Raw genomic sequence first — 16,189 nt, 5'->3', positions numbered from 1 at the left:
CCCGGGGCCGGGGCGGGAAAAGCGGCAATTACGCCTCGGTAGCGTACTTGGCCAGGCGTGGGTCGTTCTTCAGAACGGCCAGGGTGTTGCTGTGTACGGTTTCAGCGTTGACGTCGGCGCTGCTGAAGATCTGGTTGAAGTGGTCGTGGGTGACCGATGCGAAGTAGCCGCGGTCTTCCGGTGCCACGCCCAGTACCACGGCGTAGGTGGTCAGCGCTTCACCCTGGCCCATGGCCATGTCTTCGGAAAGCTCATTCATCATGCCGTTCATGGCGAACCAGGACTTGCCGCCGTAGGTCAGCGAAGCCTTGGTGGAGCAGCCGTTGGTGCCGGAGGTCATGCCGAAGGTGGCGTTACCGGAAGTGCCGTTGGTGGTGGAAGCCAGGAAGTGCGCAGGGGTGCCACGCTGGCCTTCGAACAGCATGTTGCCCCAGCCGCAGTTCGGGCCGCCTGGCGCATCGGCCATTGCGTTGAGCGAGGCCACGGTGAACAGAGTACCCAGAAGAATCCGTTTCATAGCTTTATTCTCTATTTGACTTAAACCAAGGGTCAGGTTTCTGGCAACTCGATTGCCAGGTCGGGAAAGCATTTCACCCACCCGCGCAGCTTGGAGTTTAGGCGCGATCTAAAGGTTGCGTCACTGATTGCGAAAAATTTGCCTGCACAAGACACCGTCGCACCTGCGACATAAAGTTTTTATAGCCTTGCAACCCTCGCGCAGGCGGCGCCAGAATGCTGCCATCTGCCCCGCCGAAGTAAGGAAACCCAATGCCCGATCCTGTCGCTGCGCGCCTGCGTCTTGCGCCTGAAGCCCTGACCCGGCGTTTCTCCCCCGAGCAGTTTGCCTTTGCCAATACCGACGATCTGGAGCCGTTTCGCGGAGTCCTGGGCCAGGAACGTGCTGTCGAGGCCCTGCAGTTCGGCGTGGCCATGCCGCGCCCTGGTTACAACGTGTACGTCATGGGCGAGCCCGGTACCGGGCGTTTCTCGTTCGTCAAACGTTACCTCAAGGCCGAGGGCAAGCGTCAGCAGACGCCGGCCGACTGGGTGTACGTCAACCACTTCGACGATAACCGTGAGCCCCGCGCCCTTGAGCTGCCCTCGGGCACGGCCGGTGAATTCATCGCCGACATGGGCGGGTTGATCGACAACCTGCTGGCAACCTTCCCGGCAGTGTTCGAACACCCTTCCTACCAGCAGAAAAAAGGCGCCATCGACCGCGCCTTCAACCAGCGCTATGACCGCGCCCTGGATGTGATCGAGCGTGCATCGCTGGAAAAGGACGTGGCCCTGTACCGCGACGCCAGCAACGTCGCCTTTACCCCGATGGCCGACGGCAAGGCGCTGGACGAAGCTGAATTCGCCCAGTTGCCAGAAGAGGTGCGCGAGCAGTTCCACGAAGACATCGCCCTGCTCGAGGAGCAGCTGAACGAGGAGCTCGCCAGCTTGCCGCAGTGGAAGCGCGAGTCCAACAACCAGCTGCGCCAGCTCAATGAAGAAACCATTACCCTGGCGCTGCAGCCACTGCTGGCGCCATTGTCGGAGAAATACGCCGAAAATGCGGCCGTGTGCGCTTACTTGCAGTCGGTGCAGCTGAACCTGCTGCGCACCGTGGTCGAGCAACTGGTCGATGACAGCAAGACCGACGCCGTGGCGCGCAAGCTACTCGAGGAGCAGTACGCGCCGAGCCTGATGGTTGGCCATCATGTCGATGGCGGCGCGCCGGTGGTGTTCGAACCGCACCCCACCTACGACAACCTGTTCGGCCGCATCGAATACAGCACCGACCAGGGCGCGCTGTACACCTCCTACCGCCAGCTGCGCCCCGGCGCGTTGCACCGTGCCAATGGCGGCTTCCTGATTCTTGAAGCCGAGAAGATGTTCGGCGAGCCGTTTGTATGGGATGCCCTCAAGCGTGCCTTGCAGTCGCGCAAGCTGAAGATGGAATCGCCGTTGGGCGAGCTGGGCCGTGTCGCCACCGTCAGCCTGACCCCGCAGATGATCCCGCTGAACGTGAAGCTGATCATCATCGGCTCGCGCCAGTTGTATTACGCGCTGCAAGACCACGACCCGGACTTCCAAGAGATGTTCCGGGTGCTGGTGGACTTCGACGAAGACATGCCCATGGTCGACGAAAACCTGGAGCAGTTCGCCCAGCTGCTGCGCACCCGCACCAACGAGGAGGGCATGGCCCCGCTGACCAGTGACGCCGTGGCGCGGCTGGCTACCTACAGCGCCCGGCTGGCGGAAAACCAGTCGCGCCTTTCTGCCCGTATCGGCGACCTGTTCCAGCTGGTGAGCGAAGCGGATTTCATCCGCCAGCTGGCCAGTGACGAGATGACCGATGCCGGCCACATCGAGCGTGCGCTCAAGGCCAAGGCCACGCGTACCGGGCGTGTTTCGCAGCGGGTGCTGGACGACATGCTTGCCGGCATCATCCTGATCGACACCCAGGGCGCAGCCATCGGCAAGTGCAACGGGCTGACCGTGCTGGAAGTCGGCGACTCGGCCTTCGGCATGCCGGCGCGTATCTCCGCCACCGTGTACCCGGGCGGCAGCGGTATCGTCGACATCGAGCGTGAGGTCAACCTGGGCCAGCCGATCCACTCCAAGGGGGTGATGATTCTCACCGGGTACCTGGGTAGCCGTTATGCCCAGGAGTTCCCACTGGCCATCTCTGCCAGCATTGCCCTGGAACAGTCCTACGGTTACGTGGACGGCGACAGCGCCTCGCTGGGCGAGGCCTGCACGCTGATTTCCGCCCTGTCGCGCACGCCGCTCAAACAATGCTTTGCCATCACCGGTTCCATCAACCAGTTTGGTGAGGTGCAGGCAGTGGGTGGGGTGAACGAGAAGATCGAAGGGTTCTTCCGCCTGTGCGAGGCACGTGGCCTGACGGGCGAGCAGGGTGTGATCATCCCGCGCGCCAACGTTGCCACCCTGATGCTCGACGAGCGCGTGCTGCAGGCAGTGGAGAACGGCGTGTTCCACGTGTATGCGGTGAGCCAGGCAGACGAGGCCCTTAGCCTGCTGGTGGGCGAGGAAGCCGGGGCGCCCGACGACAAAGGCCAGTTCACCGAAGGCAGTGTCAACGCGCGTGTGGTCGAACGGCTGCGGGAGATCGCCGAGATGATCAGCGAGGAAGACATCGAGAAGGCAGAAAAAGAACGCCTCGAAGAGGTGATCGCCCAAGCCAAGCCGGCTTGAGTCAATAAACCGGCGCTGGCGGCCATGTGCTACCGTTCGGCGCCGGTTTTCCATCTTTTCTCGCTGTTCCTCTATGCTGGAACTTAGGGACAGCATCAAGGTTCAGGATGGAAACGGCCTGGTGTTCAGGCCGATCTCGGCTCTAGGGGGACGCGGCCATGCGCAACCTCAGCCTCACTCGCCAGTGCCTGGGCCTGGTGACTCGAATCGAATGCAGCATTCGTCCGCTGGCCGGCGATACCGGCATGTGGACGTTGCTGTTCGCTGCCGGCATGGCCGGCGAGCAACCGTCGGCCATCAAGGCCCAAGGGCCGTTTCACGGGCCTGTGGTGGCAGAATCGGTGTTGAATGCCATTGTCGACAGCCTGACCCTGCACGGTTACCAGTTGAGCGAAGACCCGCAGATCTGGTGCCTGCATCTGCAGGCGCAGTTGCGGCGGATCAACGGCGAGCGGTGCAGGAACCTGGGCGATTACCAGTTTCATCCTGAGAGTTGAGGCAAGGGCCCGGGCTTTTGCTGTAACAGGTGGCTGGCTATACTCGCCGTCGTTTTTCCAGTCACCTACGAGCCCCAACCCTCCATGGAACGTATTCTTGAAAATGCGATGTATGCCTCTCGCTGGCTGCTCGCTCCCATTTACTTCGGCCTGTCCCTGGGCCTGCTGGCGCTAGCGCTGAAGTTTTTCCAGGAAGTGGTTCACGTCCTGCCCAATGTCTTCGCCCTTAGCGAAGCCGACCTGATCCTGGTGATTCTGTCGCTGATCGACATGTCGCTGGTAGGCGGCCTGCTGGTGATGGTGATGATTTCCGGCTACGAGAACTTCGTCTCGCAGCTCGACATCGATGAGAGCAAGGAAAAGCTCAACTGGCTGGGCAAGATGGACTCCTCGTCGCTGAAGATGAAGGTCGCCGCCTCGATCGTGGCCATTTCGTCCATCCACCTGCTGCGAGTGTTCATGGACGCCCAGAACATCTCCACCGAATACCTGATGTGGTATGTGATCATTCACATGACCTTCGTGCTGTCGGCGTTCTGCATGGGTTACCTGGACAAGCTCACCAAGCACTGAGCCGCTTGCCGCTGGCAGCCAGCAGTGTGCTAGGCTGCTGGCCCTTTTCACCAAGGGCGCGGCTTCGCTGCGCCCTGCTGCGGAGCATGACAATGTCCGAACTCAACCTGTCTACCGACGAAACCCGCGTCAGCTACGGCATCGGCCGTCAGCTGGGTGGCCAGCTGCGTGACAACCCGCCACCGGGCGTCAGCCTGGAAGCCATCCTGGCCGGCCTGACCGACGCGTTCAACGGTGCAGACAGCCGCGTCAGCGAAGCCGATCTGTCGGCCAGCTTCAAGGTTATCCGCGAAGTGATGCAGGCCGAAGCGGCTGCCAAGGCAGAAGCCGCTGCTGGCGCTGGCAAGCAGTTCCTGGCCGACAATGCCAAGCGTGATGGCATCACTACCCTGGCCTCTGGCCTGCAGTTCGAAGTGCTCACCGCAGGTGAAGGCGCCAAGCCGTCCCGCGAAGACAGCGTGCGCACCCACTACCATGGCACCCTGATCGACGGCACCGTGTTCGATAGCTCGTACGATCGTGGCCAGCCGGCTGAATTCCCGGTGGGTGGTGTGATTGCTGGCTGGACCGAAGCCCTGCAACTGATGAATGCCGGCAGCAAATGGCGCCTGTATGTACCGAGCGAGCTGGCCTACGGCGCGCAAGGTGTGGGCAGCATCCCGCCGCACAGCGTGCTGGTGTTCGACGTCGAGCTGCTGGACGTTCTGTAATGCCCTGAGGGCCGCATTTGTGGGAGCGGGTTCACCCGCGAAGCAGGCAGCGCGGTGCATGGCACCGGCTTCGCCGGTGTTCGCGGCTGAAGCCGCTCCCACAGTGGTTGCGCCAACGCTCAGACTGTGTGGGCGACAGTGGCTCCACAGAGGTCAATTCCAGTCTGTTCCGCCTGGGCGCAAGGCCCGTGCATAGCAGAACAGAAACAGGTTGCGCACCAGCTCCTTCAGCACCCCGGGCTCGCTCGAGTTCAGGCCGTTCATGTCCAGGTCGCCCTGGTCACGCAATTCGTCCAGTGCTTCTTCCTCGAGCACCGCGCACACCTCACCGGTTTCCCGATGAAGGATGCGCAGGTAGGGGTGAGGGCGGTCCAGCCAGGCGTCTATCAGATAAGTCATGACCATTCTCCTTGGATAGCTTTCCAATGAGAATAATTCTTATTATCAAAATAGCAAGAACCAATTGGCGGATTCTTGTGAAATCAGACCTTGCGCACGAACTCGGACTTCAGCTTCATGGCGCCGATGCCGTCGATCTTGCAGTCGATATCATGGTCGCCGTCGCACAGGCGAATGTTCTTGACCTTGGTGCCGACCTTGACCACCAGGGAGGAACCCTTGACCTTGAGGTCTTTGATGACGGTGACGGTATCACCATCCTGCAGGACGTTGCCCACCGAATCCTTTTTCACCACCTCGTCGCTGGCCGTCTCGGCGTCGCCGCTGGCCGACCACTCGTGGGCGCACTCTGGGCAGATCAGCTGAGTGCCATCCTCGTAGGTGTATTCGGAGTTGCATTTCGGGCAGGGTGGCAAAGTACTCACTTCGGTTCCTCTAACAGGCGGGTGTTTAAAAACCCACATTGTAAAAGGTATTGCTGCAGAAGTGATTTTGTCCGGACAAATGCAGGCGCGGGCAAAACCCACTCCCACAACGGCACCGATGCAGGAGCGGGCTCGCCCGCGACAGAGGCGATGCGGCCTGTCAGTGAGTGCGCGCTACCGCGAACTCGCTCAGCTCCACCAGTGCGTCCCGGTACTCGCTGGCCGGCAGCACTTCGAGGCATTCGATGGCGCGTTTCACGTAGCTGCGCGCCATTTCAGCGGTGTATTTGAGGGCGCCGGATGCCTCCACCGCTGCGCGGATCTGCTCGAGGTCTTCCAGGCCGCCTTTCTGGATAGCCTTGCGCACCAGCGCAGCCTGCTCGGCGGTGCCTTCGCGCATGGTGTAGATCAGCGGCAGGGTCGGCTTGCCTTCGGCCAGGTCGTCGCCCACGTTCTTGCCCAGGGCCTCTGCATCGCCTTCGTAGTCGAGCAGGTCGTCCACCAGCTGGAAGGCCACGCCCAAGTGGTCACCGAAGGTGCGCAGCGCCTCGCGCTGGGCGTCGGTGGCCTGGGCCAGCGCGGCGGCGCTGTGGGTGGACGCTTCGAACAGCATGGCGGTCTTGCCACGGATGACGTCCATGTAGACGTCCTCGGTGGTGCTGGCATCGCGCACCCGCGACAACTGCAGCACTTCGCCCTCGGCGATCACGCGGGTGGCCTTGGACAGGATCTGCATCACCGGCATGGAGTTCAGCTCGACCATCATTTCGAACGAGCGGGAATAAAGGAAGTCGCCTACCAGCACGCTGGGGGCATTACCCCACAGTGCATTGGCCGTGGAGCGACCGCGGCGCATGCCGGACATGTCGACCACATCGTCGTGCAGCAGGGTGGCGGTGTGCAGAAATTCGATGGTGGCGGCCAGCAGGCGCAGGTCGTCGCCCTGGTGCCCAAGGGCCTTGCCGCACAGCAGCACCAGCAGCGGGCGCAGACGCTTGCCACCGGCGGACGTGATATAGTCGCCGATCTTCGATACCAACGGCACGCGCGAGGTCAGCTGCTTCTTGATGATCTCGTCGACGGCGCTGAAATCGTCAGCCACCGCACGGTAGAAGGTTTGGGGTTGCATCGGCTGCTCCAGTGAGGTTGCGCGGCATGCTAGGTTGCGGGTCCCGGTGTGTCAAGGCACGGTGCCAGTCGGCCGGGGGCGGTACTTGCAAGCAAAACCCGGGTTGCGTACAATCGCGCACCCTAACTTCCTGGGCAGCACCTGCCTTACGCAATTGCGCCGGGCCGTTCCAGCCCTGTGCAGCCATGCCAGCCAATACTCATCATATAAAGCGCTGGGTGAGCAGGATTATCGGAGAAATACCATGTCTTACGCAGTAATCGTTACCGGCGGCAAGCAGTACAAAGTCGCTGAAGGTGAATTCCTCAAGATCGAAAAACTGGAAGTCGCCACTGGCGAATCCGTGACCTTCGATCGCGTCCTGCTGGTCGCCAACGGTGAAGAAGTCACCATCGGTGCTCCAGTTGTTGCTGGCGCTAAAGTAGTGGCCGAAGTCGTTTCGCAAGGCCGCCACGACAAGGTTCGCATCATCAAGTTCCGTCGTCGTAAGCACCACATGAAGCGTATGGGCCACCGCCAGTGGTTCACCGAGATCAAAATCACCGGCATCCAGGCTTAATCCCCTAGATCCCCTGAATTTATTTGGAGAATTGAACCATGGCTCACAAGAAGGCTGGTGGTAGTACTCGTAACGGTCGCGACTCAGAATCGAAACGCCTTGGCGTGAAGATGTATGGCGGCCAGGTTATCAAGCCAGGCAACATCATCGTCCGTCAGCGCGGCACCGAATTCCACGCTGGCTACGGCGTTGGCATGGGCAAGGACCATACCTTGTTCGCCAAGATCGAAGGCGTGATCAAGTTCGAGAAGAAAGGCGAGTTCATGCGCCGTTACGTGAGCATCGTCGCCGCTTAATCGCGACGTCGCTCCAGAAGCCCCGTCATGCGACGGGGCTTTTTCGTTTGTGGTGAGCCTCTTGCAAAGCTGTTTGTCTGGGTTGCCGGCGTTGGTTTCTACGGTCGTACGGGGCCGCCGCGCTCATTTTTGCAAGAGCCTCATGTTTTTGAGTCATTCAACTCGTCTAGCGACGAGAGGCGGTTTTAATGAAGTTTGTTGACGAAGTATCCATTCGGGTCAAGGCCGGCGACGGCGGCAACGGTTGCATGAGCTTCCGTCGCGAAAAATTCATCGAGAACGGTGGCCCCAACGGTGGTGACGGCGGCGACGGCGGCTCGGTGTACATGGTTGCCGACGAGAACCTAAACACCCTGGTCGACTATCGCTACACCCGTCACCACGAAGCCCAGCGCGGCTCCAATGGCGGCAGCACCGATTGCACCGGCAAGAAGGGTGAAGACCTGTTCCTGCGCGTGCCGGTGGGCACCACCGTGATCGACGCTTCCACCCAGGAGGTGATTGGTGACCTGGTTACCCCAGGCCAGAAACTGATGGTCGCCCAGGGCGGCTGGCACGGCTTGGGTAACACCCGCTTCAAGTCCAGCACCAACCGTGCGCCGCGCCAGACCACCCCAGGCAAGCCGGGCGACCAGCGCGACCTGAAGATGGAAATGAAAGTGCTCGCCGACGTCGGCCTGCTGGGCTTGCCCAATGCTGGCAAGAGCACCTTCATCCGCTCGGTATCGGCCGCCAAGCCGAAAGTGGCCGACTACCCGTTCACCACCCTGGTGCCAAACCTGGGTGTGGTCAGTGTCGACCGCTGGAAGAGCTTCGTCATCGCCGACATCCCCGGCCTGATCGAAGGCGCCTCCGAGGGCGCTGGCCTGGGTATTCGCTTCCTCAAGCACCTGGCGCGCACCCGTGTGCTGCTGCACCTTGTCGACATCGCGCCGCTGGACGAAAGCAGCCCGGCCGATGCCGCAGAAGTCATCGTCAACGAGTTGACCCGCTTCAGCCCGTCGCTGGCCGAACGTGAACGTTGGCTGGTGCTGAACAAGTCGGACATGGTCATGGACGACGAGCGCGACGAACGTGTGCAGGAAGTGATCGACCGCCTGCAGTGGGAAGGCCCGGTCTACGTGATCTCGGCCATCTCCAAGCAAGGCACCGACAAGCTCAGCCACGACCTCATGCGCTACCTCGAAGACCGCGCCGACCGCCTGGCCAACGACCCGGCCTACGCCGAAGAACTGGCCGACCTCGACCAGCGCATCGAAGACGAAGCCCGTGCCCAGTTGCAGGCCCTGGACGATGCCCGCACCTTGCGCCGCACTGGCGTGAAGAGCGTGCACGACATTGGCGACGACGACGGCTGGGACGATGATTTCGAGGACGACGAAGACGGCCCGGAAATCATTTACGTGCGCGACTGACCGGTTGCAGTACACTAAACGCCGCTCTCTGGAGCGGCGTTTTTGTATCCACGGTATCTACAGATTCGACATAGGTTGGAAGAAGATGCGAAGCAAGGTGACGGGCGCCAGGCGCTGGGTCGTGAAGATTGGCAGTGCGCTGCTGACCGCCGATGGCAAAGGCCTCGACCGCGGTGCCATGGCCGTGTGGGTCGAGCAGATGGTCGCGCTGCGTGAGGCGGGGGTTGAGCTGGTGCTGGTGTCTTCCGGGGCCGTGGCGGCTGGCATGAGCCAGCTGGGCTGGACGTCGCGACCGAGTGCGATGAACGAGCTGCAGGCTGCCGCTTCCATTGGCCAGATGCGCCTGGTGCAGGCCTGGGAGTCCAGCTTTGGCGAGCATGGCAAGCACACTGCACAGATCCTGCTGACCCATGACGACCTGTCCGACCGCAAGCGTTACCTGAACGCCCGCAGCACCCTGCGCACCCTGGTTGAGCTGGGCGTGGTGCCGGTGATCAACGAGAACGACACCGTGGTCACCGACGAAATCCGCTTTGGCGACAACGATACCTTGGCGGCGCTGGTGGCCAACCTGGTAGAGGCTGACCTGCTGGTGATCCTTACCGACCGTGACGGCATGTTCGACGCCGACCCGCGCAACAACCCAAATGCCCAGCTGATCAGCGAAGCCCGCGCCGATGACCCGGCGCTGGATGCGGTGGCGGGTGGAACCGGCGGTGCCCTGGGCCGTGGCGGCATGCAGACCAAGCTGCGCGCAGCGCGCCTGGCGGCGCGTTCCGGGGCCCATACCATCATCATCGGTGGGCGCATCGAGCGTGTGCTCGACCGCCTCAAGGCCGGCGAGCAACTGGGTACACTGTTGTCCCCCGAGCGTGGCATGCTGGCCGCCCGCAAGCAGTGGCTGGCGGGGCATCTGCAGACCCGTGGCACCCTGGTGCTGGATGCCGGTGCCGTGCAGGCCCTGCGACAGGCCAACAAGAGCCTGCTGCCGGTCGGCGTCAAGACCGTGCAGGGCAGCTTCCGCCGCGGCGAAATGGTGGTGTGCGTGGGCCCCGATGGCCTGGAGGTCGCACGCGGCCTGGCCAACTACAGTGCCCTGGAAGCGCAGAAGATTATTGGCCAGCCGTCCGATGCCATCGAGACGATACTGGGTTACAGCGCCGAGCCTGAGCTGGTGCATCGCGACAATCTGGTACTGGTATGACTACGCTGAAAAAGATCTTTGCCGTGGCGGCGCTTGCGCTGCCCATGCTGGCCGGCGCCGAGGAGATCGGCCAGGTATCCACTGTCTTCAAGTTCCTGGGGCCGAACGACCGCATTGTGGTCGAAGCGTTTGACGACCCCAAGGTCGAGGGCGTGACCTGCTACCTGTCTCGAGCCAAGACGGGCGGGGTGAAGGGTGGGCTGGGGTTGGCGGAGGACCGTGCGGAAGCGTCGATTGCCTGTCGTCAGGTTGGGCCGATCAGCTTCAAGGGCGACCTGAAGGATGGCGACGTGGTATTCAAGGAGCGCACCTCGCTGGTGTTCAAGACCATGCAGGTAGTGCGCTTCCTGGACAAGAAGCGCAACACGCTGGTGTACCTGGTATACAGCGACCGCATTGTGGAAGGCAGCCCGCAGAACGCCGTGACCGCGATCCCGATTCTGCCCTGGGCACAGCAGTAACCCTGTAGCAGCACTAACCCTGCTGCTACAACATCAATCCTGTGGGAACAACTGTCTTCCACAAAATCTGAATGCTGGCGCAATCCACCGTGTGGGAGCGGCTTCAGCCGCGAACACCGGCGAAGGCGGTGCCATACACCGCGCTGCCTGCTTCGCGGGTGAACCCGCTCCCACAGGGAGTGGGGTTTGCTCGTTGAATCATCGCCCAGCGCGATAGCGTAGAAGCAACTGTGTGCCAAAAATCTGAATGCTGGCGCGATCCTTGTGGGAGCGGGTTCACCCGCGAATAATTGCAGCAGTGCATTATTAGCAGGTAACCCCGCCCCACAGGGTGCACCGTCAGGCCAACTCTTCGGCCTGCCCCTCGCGCACAACCGCCTTCACCTCATCCAGCCGGCTGATGTACTTCCAGTCCGCCTCGTCGATGTAGATGCCATTGGGGCCGCTGCCCCCTTCCAGGTCAATCGCCACCCGTGCCGACACCTGCGGTTTCACGCTCGCCAGAATCGGCACGAAGCCCAGCTGCAGGCTGGTTTCCAGCAGGGCTGCCTGGTTGCGTTCGTCGATGTCGGCAGCTTCGTCCAGGTAGTACGGCAGACGAATGCGGCCGGCCAGGTCGCGGTCCATCAGGTGCAGCAACAGGTACATGTTGGTCAGCGCCTTGATGGTCATGGTGGTGCCGTTGGACGCCGCGCCGTCGATGTCAGCGTGGATCACCGGCTGGCCATTGACCTTGGTGATCTCGAACGCCAGTTCGAACAGGTCCTTGAGCCCCAGTTGGTTGTGGTTGGCCGCCACCAGCCGCGCCAAGTATTCCTTGGCCTCTTCGTTCTTGTTGTCCTGCTCGGCGCTTTGCGTCAGGTCGAACACCGAGAGGGTCTCGCCTTCTTCGTACTGGCCGGCGCTGTGGATGATCTGGTCGATGTGCTTGAGGGCCTCCTTGTTGGGCGCCAGCACCACCCGGAAGCTTTCCAGGTTGGACACCTGGCGCCGGTTGATCTCGCGGTTGAACAAGGCCAGCTGGTGTTCCAGGCTGTCGTAGTCGCTGCGGATGTTGCGCAAGGTGCGGGCGATATCGGTAACCGCCGCGCGGCGGGCCTTGGCCAGGGTCAGCGCTTCGTCGGTGCGGTGGGCATAGGCGTTCACCAGCAGTTGCAGGCGGCGCTCCATGTCGTCCTCGCTGTCGAACTTGGCCACGCCCTTCAGGCGTACCTGGGCGTACAGCGCCTCGATCTGGTTGTCCACGCGCTGTAAAGCCTGCCAGCTGTCCTGGTAGTCGTTGAGCAGCGGCAGCAGGTTGTCCATCGAGTCATCGACGGCTTCCATGAACGGCGTGCCGTAGGGCAGGTCGGCAGGCAGCAGCTGGCGGCGGCGCAGGGCGTCGTCGAGCGTGCGTTGCTGGGACTCCAGGTCGCCGATCTGGCGGCCGACCAGCTGCAGCTTGGCAGACAGCTGCTGGACGCGCTCGGTGAAGGCGTCGCTGGAGCGCTTGAGCTCATCCTGGGCGGCTTCCAGCTGCGACAGCTGCTCCAGCTTCTCGGGTTCCTCGGCGGCCAGGGTCTGGCTGCGGCGGAAGTCTTCCAGTGCCTTCTGGGCGTCGAGCACCTGCTGGTACAGGGCTTCTGTCTGCGCCTTGGAGGCGGAGCGGTCGGCGCTGACGGCCTGCTGGGTCTTCAGCTGCCGCAGCTCCTTGTCCAGGCGCTCTTTCTGGTCGCGCAATGCAGCGCGGTCGGCCAACGCCTGAAGCGCAGGCGGGTCGATGTGGGTGAGGTCGATGGAAAGGCCAGGGGCCTCGAAGCGCTCGCCCTTGAAACCGTCGAGCACCGCTTCCAGCGATTTGACCCACAGGTCGCTGTCGTCCAGCTCGATGCCGCGCTCGCCCAGCGGCAGGCTGAACAGGGCGCCGTTGAACAGGCGCATCAGGCGGTCGACGTCCTGCTGCGAAAACTCTTCGCGCAGGCGGGCATAGCTGTTGTTGTCGGCGTGGTCCAGCTGCTGCCTGACCTGTTTCAGGCGTTTTTCCAGATCGCGCACGCGCTCGTCCAGGTCTTCGGCACTGAACTGGCGAGACTGGGCCAGGGCACCGGCCAGCTCGTCGTGGGCGTCCTTGGCCGCCAGCAGTTGCTGTTCCAGCACCTTGACGTCGTCGACCAGGGCAAAGCGGTGGCGCAGCACCGACAGCTCACCCAACCAGCGCTGGATGCCGGTGATTTCCCGCTCCAGGCGCATCAGCTCCTGGGTGCCGCCGCGCTGGTCGTTCTGCAGGCGGTCCTGCTCGCCGCGGTAGTGCTCGGCCTGGATGACCAGCTCTTCCTTGCGCGCCATGGCGTATTCCTGCCAGGTGCCCAGCAGGGTGTCGAGCACCGGCGAAATGCGGTGCAGCTTGCCGCGCAGGATGTCGCGCTGGGCCACGCCACCGGCCAGGGCTTCCACCAGGGGGCCGGCGGCGACCAGGGCGTTGTAGTCCTGCTCCATGCGGCGCACGTCGCGGAAGGCTTCCTCGCACGCGGCAATGTAGTCGACGCTGCCGGAGCGCAGGCTGTGTTCGAAGGCATCCAGGAACAGCTGCTTGAGCTTGGCTGCAGTGATCTCGCGCATGTGCAACAGGTTGATGAACAGGGCGCGGAAGGTTTTCAGGCTCTGCTCGCTGGTGGAGCGCAGCGGGATCAGGGTGAGGTCCAGCGGTATCGAGGTGTGGCCGCCGACCAGCAGCCGGCGCAGCTCGTCGGGCTTCACCTCGTAGGCCTTGATGCCCAGGCGTTCAAGGTTGGTGAACAGCTCCTTCTGGCGTAGGCAGGTGTCGTTCTTCTGGTAGTGGGCCAGGTCCAGCTCGCCTTTGTAGGCGAAGAACTGGTGACCGAAGCCACCGCCCGGGCCACGGCCGACCACGCCGATCACGTGGGTGCCGTGGGGCAGGCTCAGCTCGCAAAGAATGTACGAGGTGTCGCTGGCGAAGTAGAAGCGGCGCGACTGCTCAAGGCTGTACTTGCCGAAGCTCATGTCCGACATGCGCGCCAGAATGGGGAACTGCAGGGCGTTGATCGACGCCGACTTGCCCAGGTTGTTGGCGCCATACACCGACAGTGGGTGTTCCAGCGGGAACAGGCCGAGGCTGTAGCCAGCCGTATTGAGCAGTGCGAAGCGGCGGATACCGTAGCGTTCCTGGCTCATGCGTCAATCTCCTGTTGCTCTTCGCGAATGGCCCGCGCCAAGGCCTGCTCCTCGCTTTCCTCGCCCTCGAAGGGGCTGAGGTCCAGCGGGTCGTCGGTGCGGTTGAGTGCTTCGGGGCTTTCTTCCTCGACCAAGACCGGGGTCGGCAGGGGAAGGTCGCTGTGCAAGGTGGCTGCCAGGTCGCGGTCCTGCTGCACGGCCAGGCACACATCGAGAAAACGGTGCATGGGTGGCAGAAAGCGGTAGATGCCGCCTTCTTCGTGGGCAAAGCCGAGCTGGGTCATACGCCGCAGGATCTTCTCCTCCAGCTCGTCCACCGTCTGTACCTCGGCCTGCAGAAACAGGTCGCGGTACTTGTCCAGCAGCGAGGGCAGTTCGTCACGGCCTAGGCTGCCGCCGTCCAGCACGGCCATCGGGTCACGGCCTTGGTCGGCCAGGTGCTCGACCAGGATGAAGGTGAACAGCGACAGGCGCTGGGCGGTCTTGTTCACCTGCGCCGCGGCCATGTCCGGCACGAAGTAGTAGAAGCCGCGGGTATCGCACACCAGCTCGAAGCCCAGGGCCTTGAACAGGGTGCGGTACTGGTCCTGGAAGTTCGACAACTGGGCGTACAGCTCGGGGTCGCGGCGGCTGACGTGAAAACCTTTGAACAGCTCGCGGAAGATCGGCGCGAGCTGGGACAGTTCGGAAAGATCAAGATGCATGGGCTGGGCTCGCGTTGGTATCGGTAGGCGCTGTGGTGGCGTCTTCGCGGCTGGAGGTCAGGGCGAACGAGCGCAGGCTGACCCGGTGTTCCTGGGTGGTGTAGTCACGGCGGTCCAGGCGTTGGCGCTTGAAGCGCTTCTCCCGCGAGAGGCGCGAGAACCAGTACAGCAGCTCGTCGGTCGCGCCCTCGGGCTCCTGCTCCAGCAGCCACACCATCAGGTCGGGCAGTGGCAGCGCCTGCTCGCAGCGATCGGTCATTTCCTTGACCGTACGCGGTGCACGGGGCAGGGCGCCGGAGGAAGGCTTGTGGGCCTTGGGGAAACGTGCCGGTTTGGGCTCGAAGCGGGCCAGGGCATACACATAGGCCTCCACCTGGCTGGCACTGCCCAGGAAGGTGCTCTGCGGCCGGGTGAACAGTGGCATGGCAGCCTGCGGCAGGGCGTCCAGGCCCTTGCGGCGGATCACCGAGAGTGCCAGTGCCGCGCCCCGGGTCACGGCGTTGTGCCGGCGCGCCTCTTCACGCAGCGGCAGCAGCAGCTCGCGGGCGTGGCGCAGGGTAAGCTGGGCGCTGGTTTGCATTTCCAGGATGCGCGCGTGGGTGCGCAGCAGCATGTCGTCGTCGACCAGGTGCCCCAGGCGCGCCTGTTCGCCCAGCAGTTTCAGCAGCACGGTTTCCACCTTGCGCACGCCCTGCTCGAAGGCGCCGTCGGCGTTCACCAGCTGGATCATGGGCTCGACGTATTCGTCCCAGGTAGCCAGTACTTCGGCGTAGCGCTGACGCAGGGGGATCTGGCGGTTGCTGGTTTTGGCCCGCTCGGCCACGGCCACCAGGGCCTGCTCGTCATTGTCGAGCTTCTTCAGCACATCGCGCACGCGCATGTCGAGCAGGCGCAGCTGGCGCGCCAGGTCGTCGCTGTCACGGTTGTCGAAGGCATCCTGGATGTGCCCGGCCAGGCGCTCCAGGTGGCGCAGGTAGGCTTCGATTTCCAGGCACAGGCCCAGCCGGTGCTCGCGGCGCAGGTAAGCCAGGAAGTCGTGGATCTGGGCGTTGAGCTCGAAGCGGTTGGGGCTCTTGGCCACCGGCACCAGAATATCCAGGCGGATCCACACATCAAGCAGCTGGGTGATGTCCTGCGGGGTGCTTTCGACCTGCTGGCGGGCCACGTGGTGGCGCAGCTCCACCAGGCTCAGGGTGCCCTGGTCGAAGCGCTCGCACAGCGGCTCGATCAAGGCCCAGTGTTCGGCTAGGGCGCGCAGGACGCGCTTGGGTTCGATCATTGGCTTGGGCTCGTTGCCAAGAAAAAGGGGGCGATTGTACTGCATCCGGGGCCTGGGGTTTTACCCCTTGGTCTGTAATGGGGTGTGTATGTCTCGGTTTTAGTGGCGCCTGGCAGATCGAGCGGCGCTCGGTCTGATGGGCGCTGCAAAAACGACGCCG

The 16,189-nt window shown here is 62.9% G+C and carries 16 protein-coding genes; 9 read left to right on the top strand and 7 right to left on the bottom strand.

The annotated features are described in order from the left end of the window. Positions 1-28: 28 nt before the first annotated feature. The gene (locus tag IAE36_RS10335) at positions 29-517 is read right to left on the bottom strand and encodes a DUF3015 domain-containing protein (protein WP_028631729.1); all 489 of its coding nucleotides are present in this window, start codon (positions 515-517) and stop codon (positions 29-31) included. Between the two features lie 251 nt (positions 518-768). On the opposite strand from IAE36_RS10335, the gene IAE36_RS10330 reads away from it, so the two are divergent. The 4 genes from IAE36_RS10330 (at position 769) to IAE36_RS10315 (ending at position 4,987) form a co-directional block, all read left to right on the top strand. After that, positions 769-3,207: a Lon protease family protein gene (locus IAE36_RS10330; RefSeq protein WP_201212216.1), complete on the top strand. Its 2,439-nt coding sequence runs from the start codon at positions 769-771 to the stop codon at positions 3,205-3,207. Positions 3,208-3,365: 158 nt separating this feature from the next. After that, positions 3,366-3,704, top strand: a complete 339-nt coding sequence (locus IAE36_RS10325; protein ID WP_201163573.1) for a PA4575 family protein — start codon at positions 3,366-3,368, stop codon at positions 3,702-3,704. A gap of 84 nt (positions 3,705-3,788) precedes the next feature. Then, the gene (locus tag IAE36_RS10320) at positions 3,789-4,277 is read left to right on the top strand and encodes a TIGR00645 family protein (RefSeq protein WP_028631726.1); all 489 of its coding nucleotides are present in this window, start codon (positions 3,789-3,791) and stop codon (positions 4,275-4,277) included. A 92-nt stretch (positions 4,278-4,369) separates the two neighbouring features. After that, positions 4,370-4,987: an FKBP-type peptidyl-prolyl cis-trans isomerase gene (locus IAE36_RS10315; protein ID WP_201163574.1), complete on the top strand. Its 618-nt coding sequence runs from the start codon at positions 4,370-4,372 to the stop codon at positions 4,985-4,987. A gap of 153 nt (positions 4,988-5,140) precedes the next feature. On the opposite strand, the gene IAE36_RS10310 is transcribed toward IAE36_RS10315, so the two are convergent. The 3 genes from IAE36_RS10310 to IAE36_RS10300 form a co-directional block, all read right to left on the bottom strand. Then, positions 5,141-5,386: a PA4570 family protein gene (locus IAE36_RS10310; protein WP_028631724.1), complete on the bottom strand. Its 246-nt coding sequence runs from the start codon at positions 5,384-5,386 to the stop codon at positions 5,141-5,143. An 83-nt stretch (positions 5,387-5,469) separates the two neighbouring features. Next, positions 5,470-5,811, bottom strand: coding sequence for a zinc ribbon domain-containing protein YjdM (locus IAE36_RS10305; protein WP_201212214.1), 342 nt, complete (start codon positions 5,809-5,811; stop codon positions 5,470-5,472). 160 nt (positions 5,812-5,971) lie between these two features. Further along, positions 5,972-6,940 carry a polyprenyl synthetase family protein gene (locus tag IAE36_RS10300; protein WP_060482422.1) on the bottom strand — a complete coding sequence of 323 codons (969 nt, stop codon included), beginning with the start codon at positions 6,938-6,940 and terminating at the stop codon, positions 5,972-5,974. 244 nt (positions 6,941-7,184) lie between these two features. Between IAE36_RS10300 and rplU the strand changes: the two genes are divergently transcribed. From rplU to IAE36_RS10275, 5 genes are all read left to right on the top strand, one after another. Beyond that, the gene (gene rplU, locus IAE36_RS10295) at positions 7,185-7,499 is read left to right on the top strand and encodes a 50S ribosomal protein L21 (protein WP_003247466.1); all 315 of its coding nucleotides are present in this window, start codon (positions 7,185-7,187) and stop codon (positions 7,497-7,499) included. Positions 7,500-7,537: 38 nt separating this feature from the next. Next, positions 7,538-7,795, top strand: coding sequence for a 50S ribosomal protein L27 (gene rpmA, locus IAE36_RS10290; RefSeq protein ID WP_003247464.1), 258 nt, complete (start codon positions 7,538-7,540; stop codon positions 7,793-7,795). Between the two features lie 188 nt (positions 7,796-7,983). Continuing rightward, a complete protein-coding gene (cgtA, locus tag IAE36_RS10285; protein ID WP_028631721.1) occupies positions 7,984-9,210 on the top strand; it encodes an Obg family GTPase CgtA in 1,227 nt (408 codons plus the stop codon). A gap of 85 nt (positions 9,211-9,295) precedes the next feature. Then, positions 9,296-10,414, top strand: a complete 1,119-nt coding sequence (gene proB, locus IAE36_RS10280) for a glutamate 5-kinase (RefSeq protein ID WP_201212212.1) — start codon at positions 9,296-9,298, stop codon at positions 10,412-10,414. After that, positions 10,411-10,875 (top strand): CreA family protein, encoded by a 465-nt coding sequence (locus tag IAE36_RS10275; RefSeq protein ID WP_201212210.1) that lies wholly within the window; start codon positions 10,411-10,413, stop codon positions 10,873-10,875. Before proB ends, IAE36_RS10275 begins: the two co-directional genes overlap by 4 nt. 339 nt (positions 10,876-11,214) lie before the next feature. On the opposite strand, the gene mksF is transcribed toward IAE36_RS10275, so the two are convergent. Genes mksF through mksB form a run of 3 tightly spaced genes read right to left on the bottom strand, consistent with a single transcriptional unit; the run spans position 11,215 to position 16,029 of the window. Next, a complete protein-coding gene (gene mksF, locus IAE36_RS10270) occupies positions 11,215-14,046 on the bottom strand; it encodes an Mks condensin complex protein MksF (RefSeq protein ID WP_028631718.1) in 2,832 nt (943 codons plus the stop codon). Beyond that, complete coding sequence (gene mksE, locus IAE36_RS10265) at positions 14,043-14,750, bottom strand: Mks condensin complex protein MksE (RefSeq protein ID WP_201212208.1); 708 nt, start codon at positions 14,748-14,750, stop codon at positions 14,043-14,045. Before mksE ends, mksF begins: the two co-directional genes overlap by 4 nt. Next, positions 14,740-16,029 (bottom strand): Mks condensin complex protein MksB, encoded by a 1,290-nt coding sequence (gene mksB, locus IAE36_RS10260; protein WP_201212206.1) that lies wholly within the window; start codon positions 16,027-16,029, stop codon positions 14,740-14,742. Before mksB ends, mksE begins: the two co-directional genes overlap by 11 nt. Positions 16,030-16,189: the final 160 nt, after the last annotated feature.

Origin of the sequence: Pseudomonas sp. S36 (genome assembly GCF_016647875.1) — a bacterium.
Classification (GTDB): Bacteria; Pseudomonadota; Gammaproteobacteria; order Pseudomonadales; family Pseudomonadaceae; genus Aquipseudomonas; species Aquipseudomonas parafulva.
This window is presented reverse-complemented; position numbering and strand designations above follow the sequence as displayed.

What these genes read in the sequence shown, in the direction of transcription:
- IAE36_RS10310 (WP_028631724.1), bottom strand. Translation starts at nt 5,386, where the DNA reads ATGACTTATCTGATAGACGCCTGGCTGGACCGCCCTCACCCCTACCTG.
- rpmA (WP_003247464.1), top strand. Translation starts at nt 7,538, where the DNA reads ATGGCTCACAAGAAGGCTGGTGGTAGTACTCGTAACGGTCGCGACTCA.
- IAE36_RS10320 (WP_028631726.1), top strand. Translation starts at nt 3,789, where the DNA reads ATGGAACGTATTCTTGAAAATGCGATGTATGCCTCTCGCTGGCTGCTC.
- IAE36_RS10325 (WP_201163573.1), top strand. Translation starts at nt 3,366, where the DNA reads ATGCGCAACCTCAGCCTCACTCGCCAGTGCCTGGGCCTGGTGACTCGA.
- mksF (WP_028631718.1), bottom strand. Translation starts at nt 14,046, where the DNA reads ATGAGCCAGGAACGCTACGGTATCCGCCGCTTCGCACTGCTCAATACG.
- mksE (WP_201212208.1), bottom strand. Translation starts at nt 14,750, where the DNA reads ATGCATCTTGATCTTTCCGAACTGTCCCAGCTCGCGCCGATCTTCCGC.
- IAE36_RS10300 (WP_060482422.1), bottom strand. Translation starts at nt 6,940, where the DNA reads ATGCAACCCCAAACCTTCTACCGTGCGGTGGCTGACGATTTCAGCGCC.
- IAE36_RS10335 (WP_028631729.1), bottom strand. Translation starts at nt 517, where the DNA reads ATGAAACGGATTCTTCTGGGTACTCTGTTCACCGTGGCCTCGCTCAAC.
- rplU (WP_003247466.1), top strand. Translation starts at nt 7,185, where the DNA reads ATGTCTTACGCAGTAATCGTTACCGGCGGCAAGCAGTACAAAGTCGCT.
- cgtA (WP_028631721.1), top strand. Translation starts at nt 7,984, where the DNA reads ATGAAGTTTGTTGACGAAGTATCCATTCGGGTCAAGGCCGGCGACGGC.
- IAE36_RS10315 (WP_201163574.1), top strand. Translation starts at nt 4,370, where the DNA reads ATGTCCGAACTCAACCTGTCTACCGACGAAACCCGCGTCAGCTACGGC.
- IAE36_RS10330 (WP_201212216.1), top strand. Translation starts at nt 769, where the DNA reads ATGCCCGATCCTGTCGCTGCGCGCCTGCGTCTTGCGCCTGAAGCCCTG.
- IAE36_RS10275 (WP_201212210.1), top strand. Translation starts at nt 10,411, where the DNA reads ATGACTACGCTGAAAAAGATCTTTGCCGTGGCGGCGCTTGCGCTGCCC.
- mksB (WP_201212206.1), bottom strand. Translation starts at nt 16,029, where the DNA reads ATGATCGAACCCAAGCGCGTCCTGCGCGCCCTAGCCGAACACTGGGCC.
- proB (WP_201212212.1), top strand. Translation starts at nt 9,296, where the DNA reads ATGCGAAGCAAGGTGACGGGCGCCAGGCGCTGGGTCGTGAAGATTGGC.